General features: G+C 65.0%; 11 protein-coding genes. 7 read left to right on the top strand and 4 right to left on the bottom strand.

Annotated elements, in window-relative coordinates:
- Window positions 1-607 (top strand): SDR family NAD(P)-dependent oxidoreductase (locus tag ACE3PP_RS04515; protein ID WP_374378337.1); only part of this gene is annotated, 607 nt, incomplete at its 5' end.
- 9 nt (window positions 608-616) lie between these two features.
- Here ACE3PP_RS04515 and ACE3PP_RS04510 read toward each other — a convergent pair.
- Together ACE3PP_RS04510 and ACE3PP_RS04505 are read right to left on the bottom strand one after the other, a co-directional pair.
- Window positions 617-1003, bottom strand: coding sequence for a DUF488 domain-containing protein (locus tag ACE3PP_RS04510; RefSeq protein ID WP_374378335.1), 387 nt, complete (start codon window positions 1001-1003; stop codon window positions 617-619).
- A 31-nt stretch (window positions 1004-1034) separates the two neighbouring features.
- Window positions 1035-1697 (bottom strand): winged helix-turn-helix transcriptional regulator, encoded by a 663-nt coding sequence (locus ACE3PP_RS04505; RefSeq protein WP_374378333.1) that lies wholly within the window; start codon window positions 1695-1697, stop codon window positions 1035-1037.
- A 114-nt stretch (window positions 1698-1811) separates the two neighbouring features.
- Between ACE3PP_RS04505 and ACE3PP_RS04500 the strand changes: the two genes are divergently transcribed.
- Together ACE3PP_RS04500 and ACE3PP_RS04495 are read left to right on the top strand one after the other, a co-directional pair.
- Window positions 1812-2438, top strand: a complete 627-nt coding sequence (locus tag ACE3PP_RS04500) for a glutathione S-transferase family protein (protein WP_374378331.1) — start codon at window positions 1812-1814, stop codon at window positions 2436-2438.
- Between the two features lie 8 nt (window positions 2439-2446).
- Window positions 2447-2794: an ArsC family reductase gene (locus ACE3PP_RS04495; RefSeq protein WP_374378330.1), complete on the top strand. Its 348-nt coding sequence runs from the start codon at window positions 2447-2449 to the stop codon at window positions 2792-2794.
- 3 nt (window positions 2795-2797) lie between these two features.
- Here ACE3PP_RS04495 and ACE3PP_RS04490 read toward each other — a convergent pair whose 3' ends face one another.
- Window positions 2798-3457: a glutathione S-transferase family protein gene (locus ACE3PP_RS04490; protein ID WP_374378328.1), complete on the bottom strand. Its 660-nt coding sequence runs from the start codon at window positions 3455-3457 to the stop codon at window positions 2798-2800.
- A gap of 170 nt (window positions 3458-3627) precedes the next feature.
- Here ACE3PP_RS04490 and ACE3PP_RS04485 point away from each other — a divergent pair, with 170 nt between their 5' ends.
- Window positions 3628-5070, top strand: a complete 1443-nt coding sequence (locus ACE3PP_RS04485) for an aspartate aminotransferase family protein (protein ID WP_374378326.1) — start codon at window positions 3628-3630, stop codon at window positions 5068-5070.
- A gap of 3 nt (window positions 5071-5073) precedes the next feature.
- On the opposite strand, the gene ACE3PP_RS04480 is transcribed toward ACE3PP_RS04485, so the two are convergent.
- A complete protein-coding gene (locus ACE3PP_RS04480; protein ID WP_374378324.1) occupies window positions 5074-5961 on the bottom strand; it encodes an NAD(P)H-binding protein in 888 nt (295 codons plus the stop codon).
- Window positions 5962-6079: 118 nt separating this feature from the next.
- On the opposite strand from ACE3PP_RS04480, the gene ACE3PP_RS04475 reads away from it, so the two are divergent.
- The 3 genes from ACE3PP_RS04475 to ACE3PP_RS04465 all read left to right on the top strand — a co-directional run bounded on the left by ACE3PP_RS04475 (window position 6080) and on the right by ACE3PP_RS04465 (window position 8469).
- Entirely contained in the window at window positions 6080-6703 is a 624-nt protein-coding gene (locus tag ACE3PP_RS04475; RefSeq protein ID WP_374378323.1) for a TetR/AcrR family transcriptional regulator, read from the top strand.
- A 76-nt stretch (window positions 6704-6779) separates the two neighbouring features.
- Window positions 6780-7304, top strand: coding sequence for a hypothetical protein (locus ACE3PP_RS04470; protein ID WP_374378321.1), 525 nt, complete (start codon window positions 6780-6782; stop codon window positions 7302-7304).
- Between the two features lie 91 nt (window positions 7305-7395).
- Window positions 7396-8469, top strand: a complete 1074-nt coding sequence (locus ACE3PP_RS04465; protein WP_374378319.1) for a hypothetical protein — start codon at window positions 7396-7398, stop codon at window positions 8467-8469.
- The last annotated feature ends 42 nt before the right edge of the window (window positions 8470-8511 follow it).

Below are 8511 nucleotides of genomic sequence, written 5' to 3'. Positions count from 1 at the left end.
CGCCGACCTTACCAACACGCGCGATGTCGAGACGGTCGAACGGCGCCTGCAGGAGGATGCGCGCATCGGCATCCTCATCAACAATGCGGGCACCACCCTGCCCGGCACCTTCGTCGAGCAGACGGGGGCGGATCTCGCGCGGCTCATCGCGCTCAACGTCACGGCGGTGACGCGGCTTGCCCATGCGGCGGCGCTGCGCTTTGCGCGCGAGGGGCGTGGATCGATCGTCAATATCGGCTCGGTCGTGGGCCTTGCCCCCGAACTGGGGTGGAGCGTCTATGGCGCCACCAAATCCTTCGTGCAGTTCCTGACGCAGAGCCTTCATACCGAGCTTGCGGCCAAAGGCGTCTATCTGCAGGCGGTGCTGCCCTCAGTAACACGGACCGAGATCTGGGACCGCGCGGGGAAGGATGTGGCGACACTCCCTGCCGTGATGGAAGTGGGCGACCTGGTCGATGCAGCCCTCATCGGTTTCGACCGGCGCGAACTCATCACCATTCCCCCGCTCCCCGACGATGCGCAGTTCACCGCGATGGAAGCGGCGCGGACCGCGATGATCCCGAACTTCATGCAAGCCAACGCCGCCGCCCGCTATCGCGCGGCGTAAAGGCGCGCCTCACGCCATCCTGGCGCCGCGTTCGGTGAGAAGGGCGCGGAGGATGGAGCGGTGGCAGCGCGCTTCGTCGGCGCAGTAGCAGCCAACCGAGAAATCGGCATGGTGCGACATGTGCGCAAGGAGATCGAGCGTGCGGGCCGGGCCGGGAGCTTTCATCTCGGCCCGGTAGGCACGTTCGAACGCGGCCCAGTCTTTGGGCGTTTCGGCGGCGAGCGCCTTGGCCACCAGATCGGCGCTGGGCGAAAGGTCCGGGTACCAGACATCGTACCAATTGTCGGCGGCGAAACGGTCCTTCGCCACACCGCGCGGCGGGCGGCGCACGGTGCCGATGCGCGTGCCCTCGTTCTGGAGGCGCGGGGAACCGAGGCGGACGATATGGGCGCTCATCTCAAGACCTCCCTGGTCAAAACCTCGCTGTTCAGGCGGCCGGCTTGATGGCGGCCAGCAGATAGAGCTGGAACCAGCCGGGAAAGGCGCGGATCGCGGCGGCGCTGCCCTCAAGGCGCAGACCGCTGCGGCGCGCGGCCTTGATATCCATATCGCCGCGCCACCAGCCGATGAGCGCGTCGAGCTTGCCGCCGATCACAAGGCTTTCCGGAAAGCCCGGATTTTCGAGGCACGGCGCCACCTCTCCCTGTTTCAGCAGCAGGAAGCGCACGGGCTGGCGCTCGAGGGCGACGCGGAGCACGGTTGGATTCTTCGGCAGCTTTTCCGGATGGACCCGCCGCGCCATGTCGTGAAGGAGTGCGTCGAGATCGACATCGGCGGCGGCATTCTTGCGCGGCAGCCAGCGCTGGCCCCATTTGCCGAAGGCGGCGACGATCTCGAAAAGCTCGCGGCCCGATGCGGTGAGGTCGTATTCCGGCCCGTGGGCGCCCTCCCGCCGCAAGACAGCGCCGACATGGACGAGTTCCTGCAGCCGCTCGGAAAGCACGGTGCGCGAGATGCGCGGGATGCCGCGCCGGATATCGTTGAAGCGGCGGCTGCCCATCAACAGCTCGCGCACGATGAGGAGCGTCCAGCGCCCGCCCAGCACCTCATGCGCCCGCGCAATCGCGCAAAATTGTCCGTATCCGGTCATGCCCCGAACTGTAGCACAGCGCGGCGCGCATGGCCGGTACGAAATCCGGACCGGGTGACAAGAATCGCGCGGCCGGGTTATGCCTGGGACCTCAGCAGACCGGAGACGGCTCCCATGATTCTCATCGGCCAATATGATTCGCCCTTTGTGCGCCGGGTCGGCATCGCGCTCCGGCTTTACGGGCTTTCCTTCGAGCACCGGCCCTGGTCCTCGTTCGGCGAGGCGGACAAGATCCGCCCGTTCAATCCGCTGACCCGCGTGCCGACGCTGGTCCTCGACGATGGCGAGGCGCTGCTCGACAGCCATATCATCCTCGACTATCTCGACAGCCTGGTGCCGGCGGAGAAGGCGCTGTTCCCGCGCAGCGAACCGGCGCGGCACAAGGCGCTGCGCGTGGCGGCGCTGGCGACGGGGCTCGGCGACAAGGCGGTGAGCCTGTTCTATGAGCGGCGGCTGCATGAGGTGACGTCGGATGTCTGGACCGCGCGCTGCCGCACGCAGATCGGCGCCGTGCTCGAGGTTCTCGAGAAGGAGCGCGCGGCGCGGCCCGGCACCTATTGGTTCGGCTCCATGATCGGCCACGCCGACATCGCACTCGCCTGCGTGCTGCGCTTCATCGGCGAGGTGCATCGGGACCATGTCGACATGGCGCCCTACCCCACCCTTCGCGCCCAAGCGGCCACCTGCGAGGCACTGCCGGCCTTTCAGGAAATTTCGCAACCCTTCCTTCCACCGGCCTGAGCAGCAAGATGAGCATCACGATCTACGGCATCAAGAATTGCGACACGATGAAGAAGGCGCGCGTCTGGCTCGATGCCAAGGGCGTTGCCTATCGCTTCCACGATTACAAGGCGGAGGGGATCGACCAGGCGCATCTTGAAAGCTGGTGCCGGAAGCTCGGCTGGGAGACGGTGCTCAACCGCGCCGGCACGACCTTCCGCGCGCTCCCCGATGCGGACAAGGCCAACCTCGATACGGCAAAGGCGATTGCGCTGATGCTGAAGCAGCCCAGCATGATCAAGCGGCCGATTCTCGACACCGGAAAAGAGCTTCTGGCCGGCTTCAAGCCGGAGGCCTATGCGGCAGTGGTGAAGTAGCCGTCAGTCACGATCCGGCGCACCCAGCGGGAAGAAGTGGCGGAAGGGCCGGCCTTCATCGACGGCGCGGGCGAAGCTTGGCCGTTTGAGCAGGCGCTGGCGATAGGCCAGCAAGGTCGGGAAACCGTCGCCGAAGGGCAGTACCCAATCGGCATAGAAAAGCGCCGGGGCCGCTGCGCAATCAGCCAAAGTGAAACGATCGCCCGCCGCCCAAGTGCGGCCCTTGAGATGCGCGTCGAGCCAGGCATAGGCGCGGCCGAGCAACACCTTCGCCTCGTCGACACCGTAAGGGTCGCGACTTTCTGCCGGCCGGATGGCGTTGAAGACGATCTTCTGCATCGGCGTCATGACGTAATTGTCGAAGACGCGGTCGAGGAAGCGCACTTCTTGTGCGGCCGCGGGATCGGCCGGCACCATCGGCGCAAGGCCCGGATAGTGCCGGTCGAGATATTCGATGATGATGCTGGACTCCATGACCGACCGGTCGCCGTCGCGCAGCAGCGGCATTCGCTGGATCGGCCAGAGCTGGGCGAATTCGGCACCGGTTTCCTTATCGTCGAAGGAAAGCTGGCGATAGGTGAAAGGCGTGCCGGCCTCGTAAAGCGCGGTCAGCACTTTCTGGCAATAGGACGACAAAGGATGCGCAAAGAGGGACAGGCTCATCGTTTCACTCCCGGCTCGCTTGGTTCTATACTGATTGTTTATTGCAACTGGTTTTATATTGAAACCTATCTCCTGGCAAGCCGCTTTATGATGCCCCCGGACCGGGCGCCAGCTTGCCGCCACCCGTAGGGACGCCGACAATGCCGAAAAATCATCGCTGGGAGACGGACATGAACGACGCTGACGCCACGCGGGTCTCGATGTCGCGCCAGGAACTGGCGGACCTGCTCCATGCCGCCGCCGACGAAGCGATCCGCTATCGCGCCGAGATCGCGACCAAGCCGCAGCGGCCGCTGAAGAGCTATGCCGAGATGCAGGCGGTATTCAAAGCGCCGCTGCCGGAAGCGGGCGCGGGCGCGGAAACCGTCATCGCCGATCTGGTGCGCGATGCCGAACCGGGCCTCCATGCCATGACGGGGCCGCGCTTTTTCGGCTGGGTCATCGGCGGCTCGCACCCGGTCGGCGTTGCCGCCGATTGGCTGGCTGGTGCCTGGGGGCAGAATGTCGGCAACCATGTGGCAACACCGGCCGCCTCCGCCGCCGAAGAGGTGGCGGCGGATTGGCTCCTTGAGCTCCTCGATCTGCCGCGCGAAGCCTCGGTCGGGTTCGTGACCGGCGCGACGGTCGCCAATTTCGTCGGGTTGGCCGCCGCGCGGAGCGAAGTGCTGCGCCGCTTTGGATGGGACGTCGAAGCACTGGGGCTGTTCGGGGCACCTGCCATCACCGTGCTGATCGGCGACGATGCGCATACGACGGTCTTCTCGGCGCTGCAGTTCCTGGGCCTTGGCCATGACCGGGTCCTGCGCGTGAAGACCGATGCGCACGGTGCCATGCTTGCCACGGATTTCAGGGAGAAGATCGCCGCCGTGAACGGACCGGCGATTGCCGTGCTGCAAGCGGGGCAGATCAATACCGGCGCCTTCGATCCCTTCGCCGAGATCGTCCCGCTGGCCCACGCGAAAGGCGCTTGGGTCCATGTCGATGGTGCCTTCGGCCTGTGGGCCCGCGCGCAGACGGATTTGAAGACGCAGACGGTGGGGTTGGAACGCGCCGATTCATGGGCGACGGACGGTCATAAATGGCTGCAGACGCCCTATGATTGCGGCTTCGCCATCGTGCGGCATCCGGAAGCGCATGAGCGCGCCATGACCATCGCCGCGAGCTATCTGCCGCCATCGCAGGGCGGCGAGCGCGATCCATCGCATCTGGTGCCGGAACTGTCGCGCCGTGCCCGGGGCTTTCCCGCCTATGCGATCATCCGGCATCTGGGCCGCGCCGGCATCGCGGCGATGGTCGAGCGACATTGCCGCGCCGCGCGCCTGATCGCCGCGCGCGTTGCCGCCGAGCCGGGCATCGATATCCTCAACGAGGTGACGCTCAACCAGATGATGCTGCGCTTCGGCGGAGAAAGCACGATGGCCGACGATCTCACGCGCCGCACCATCGCGCGCATCCAGGCGGACGGCATCTGCTTTGCCGGCGGCGCCACCTGGCGCGGCAACCAGGTGATGCGCGTCTCCGTCATCTCCTGGGGCACGACGGAAGCGGAAGCCGGCATCGCCGCCGACGCCATCATCGCCGCCTGGCGCGCGATCAGAAGCGGTGCGAACTGAGGATCAGTGCGCCGCAGCCTTTGCCTCGGCCAGATGCTTGGTCGATGCGAGATATTCCTTGAGGGTCAGCGCCTTCCGCCCGGTGAGATAGGCGACATCGTGGGTGACGATATCGAGCTGGCCCTTGGCGCGCGCCGCTTCGATGCCGCCGATCGCATCGACGACGAAATCGGGGAGGCCGGCTGCCTTCAGGCCGCCATCATATTGCTCCTGCGTCACGGTGACGGCATCGACCTTTTTGCCGAACGTCTCGGCAATCGCCGCTGCCACGTCGGCGGGCGTCAGTGCCGCCGGGCCGGTCGCGTGATAGATATGCGTGTCATGGCCGCTCGATGCCAGCAGGGCCGCCGCTGCAGCGGCCACGTCGCTGCGCGCGACCTTGCCCTCAGGCGTCGGCGCCACTGCCGGATAGACACCGGCCGACAAGGCATAGGCAATGCCGCCCATCCACAGATTGTCGTAATACATGCCCATGCGCAGGACGGTCCAGGCGAGGCCGGAGGCGAAGAGCGCCTGCTCGGTCTCATAGTGGGATTTGAAGAGATCCTGGCCGCGATGCGCGCCGGCGGTCGAAATGTAGATGACATGGCCGACGCCCGCCGCCTTGGCGGCATTGATGGCGTTGCGGTGCTGCGGCCCGCGAATCCCCGGGCGGAGGTCGGAAGCAGGGATGACGAGGAGACGGTCGACACCCTTGAGGCTGGCCTGCAGCTCGGCCGGCTGGTCGAAATCGCCGGCCCGGACGACGATGCCCTTGGCGGCGTAGGCAGAAAGCTTTGCGGGGTCGCGCGTCAGCGCCACGATGCCGGCTGCGGACACGCCGCTCTGCAACAGATTGTCCAGCACCTGGCGGCCCAGCTGGCCGCTGGCACCTGTAACGCCGATTGCCATGATTCGTCTCCTTTATAGGCGCGGATCGGGGGTTCACCCGCCGGCGCCGATGGTATATGTTACCGATCGGTAACGCGGTGATGTTACCGATCGGTAACATCGCGTCAAGAGGATTCCGATGGCGACGAGAAAAGCGCGTGCGACAGCGAGCAAGACCATTGCCGACGAGACGGTGGAGCTGCCGCCGCGCGCGCGCATCATGAAATCGGCGCATGCGCTGTTTTATGGCCAGGGCATCCGCGGAGTGGGCGTTGAGGCGGTGGCGGCAGCGGCCGACACCAACAAGATGACGCTCTATCGCCATTTCAGCTCCAAGGACGAACTGGTCGCTGCCTACCTGCGCGAGGTGGCGGCCGAGATCGAAGCGAGCTGGGACCGGATCGGCGCGCGCCACAAAGACGATCCGCGCGGGCATATACTTGCCTGGCTGCGCGAGATGGGCCGGCAGATGGAACGGCCGGAGAGCCGCGGCTGCCCGATCACCAACGCGGCGATCGAGTTGCCGGACGCCAGCCATCCCGGCCGCCAGGTGATCGAGGAACATAAGCGCGGCATGCGCCGCCGCTTTGCCGAGAATGCAAAGCAAGCGGGTCTCAAGCGCGCCGACATGATCGCCGAGCAATTGCTGCTGATGCTGGACGGTGCAGGCGTCTCGCTGCAGACCATCGGCCATGATCACGGGCCGATGTCGACGCTCCTCAAGCACGCCGAATGGCTGCTGGAGATGGATGCCGCAAAGTAGTGGCGAAGTGATGCCTCGAATGGTTGTATGATCCGGCCTTCATATTTCGGGGCGGGCAATTTCGGGGCAGCGATCGATGCGTTATTTTTCTCCACTCACTTTCCTGTTCGGGCTGGCAATTGTCGCCGCCTGCACCGGAAATGGTGGCACTGGCACCAAAAGTGTCAACGTAAAAGCTCCGCGCCCGCCTGCCGAATATACTTACTTGGGTAGCGGTGATCTTACGAAGTCCGGCGGCGTCAATGCGATTGTCGATTTCGATGCGCCGAAGGGCGACAGTACAGTCTTGCCGGTGATGCTTGCCGTCGCACTTGCACATGCAATGCACGAAAGCACTGCACCGGCCCCTTCACACTCTGGAAGCGGTAGCCGTGCATCCGACCCGATCATGTTTCCTACAGTGCCCAGTGACAATGAAGTAGATGCCAGCGGCGCTTATTTGACCGAGTTCTACCCAGGTAGCAAAAGCGCGATCGGGCATCTCTTTCGGGGTCCTCGGGAAATCTATCTGCTGTGGGTCGAGTTCAAGACCGCTAGCGGATCGAACGCGATCTATTTCGACGTGTCTCGCTGGGTTGCAGCTCGGAAGAGTTTCATGTGATTGCCGGAGACAAAGGCGAGACTGTAGGGACGGGACGATAGGAATGCGTCCATCCTTTGCCAGCAGCGGCGGCGGGCGATAGATTGGCGCCATGAAAATCGCGGTCTATACCATCGCCCTCAACGAAGAGACGTTCGTCGACCGCTGGGCGGAGGCAGCCGCGCCAGCGGATTACCGCTTGGTGGCCGATACCGGATCGACCGACGGGACGATCGCGAAACTGCAGGCGGCCGGCGTCGAGGTCCGCAGCATCGCCATCAAGCCCTGGCGTTTCGACCATGCCCGCAATGCGGCCCTGGCGCTGTTGCCGGCGGATATCGACATCTGTCTTTCCATCGACATGGACGAAGTATTGCAGCCGGGCTGGCGTGAGGCGCTGATCGAGGCCTGGGTTCCGGGCACGACGCGCCTGCGTAACCCGCTGGAAATCGATATCGGCGCCGATGGTGCCGCCAAGCGCTTCTTCTATTCCAGCCGCATCCATCAGCGGTTCGGCTATGAATGGAAGTATCCGATCCACGAAGTGCTGTCTGTTGCGGTCGGCCTGCAGGAGCAGATCGCGACTTCCGACCGGCTGCGCATCAGGCATCTGCCCGATGACGGGAAATCGCGCGGCCAGTATCTGCCGATGCTTGCGGCGGCCGCGGCGGCGGACCCCAGCGACGACCGGCTGGCCCATTATTACGGACGCGAGTTGATGTTCCGCGGCGAGCATGAAGCGGCGATCGCGGAATTGCGCCGCCATCTCAGCCTGCCGCGCGCCACCTGGAAGGCGGAACGCTCCGCCTCGATGCGCTTCATCGGCCGCTGCCAGAAAGCGCTGGGGCGCATCGGCGAGGCACGCAGCGCCTATCTGCAGGCCTGCGCCGAAATGCCGGAGGCGCGCGAGCCGTGGCATGATTTCGCCAAGTTCTGCATGGACGAAAAGGACTGGTCGGGCGGTGTGTGGGCGGCGACGCGCGCCCTTGCCATCACCCATGTTCCCACCGACCACACGCGCGACGCCAAGGCCTGGGGCATCGGGCCATACGATGTGGGCAGCATCTGCGCCTATTACACCGGTCAACACGCACTGGCGCGGGAATGGCTGACCAAGGCGTTGGAGTACGAGCCGGACAATCCGCGCCTGATCAAGAACGGCGGCTGGATCTTCGACGGCAAATGAAAGAGGCGCTCCCCTTTCGGGAGAGCGCCTGCATTCATTGAG

The organism is Dongia sp. (assembly GCF_041910485.1).
GTDB lineage: Bacteria > Pseudomonadota > Alphaproteobacteria > Dongiales > Dongiaceae > Dongia.
The sequence above is the reverse complement of the archived record's forward strand: the minus strand, read 5'-3'. Positions and strand labels throughout refer to the sequence as shown.

Coding starts and splice junctions, on each gene's coding strand:
- ACE3PP_RS04510 (WP_374378335.1), bottom strand. CDS start 1,003: ATGAGCGCCCATATCGTCCGCCTCGGTTCCCCGCGCCTCCAGAACGAG.
- ACE3PP_RS04505 (WP_374378333.1), bottom strand. CDS start 1,697: ATGACCGGATACGGACAATTTTGCGCGATTGCGCGGGCGCATGAGGTG.
- ACE3PP_RS04500 (WP_374378331.1), top strand. CDS start 1,812: ATGATTCTCATCGGCCAATATGATTCGCCCTTTGTGCGCCGGGTCGGC.
- ACE3PP_RS04495 (WP_374378330.1), top strand. CDS start 2,447: ATGAGCATCACGATCTACGGCATCAAGAATTGCGACACGATGAAGAAG.
- ACE3PP_RS04490 (WP_374378328.1), bottom strand. CDS start 3,457: ATGAGCCTGTCCCTCTTTGCGCATCCTTTGTCGTCCTATTGCCAGAAA.
- ACE3PP_RS04485 (WP_374378326.1), top strand. CDS start 3,628: ATGAACGACGCTGACGCCACGCGGGTCTCGATGTCGCGCCAGGAACTG.
- ACE3PP_RS04480 (WP_374378324.1), bottom strand. CDS start 5,961: ATGGCAATCGGCGTTACAGGTGCCAGCGGCCAGCTGGGCCGCCAGGTG.
- ACE3PP_RS04475 (WP_374378323.1), top strand. CDS start 6,080: ATGGCGACGAGAAAAGCGCGTGCGACAGCGAGCAAGACCATTGCCGAC.
- ACE3PP_RS04470 (WP_374378321.1), top strand. CDS start 6,780: ATGCGTTATTTTTCTCCACTCACTTTCCTGTTCGGGCTGGCAATTGTC.
- ACE3PP_RS04465 (WP_374378319.1), top strand. CDS start 7,396: ATGAAAATCGCGGTCTATACCATCGCCCTCAACGAAGAGACGTTCGTC.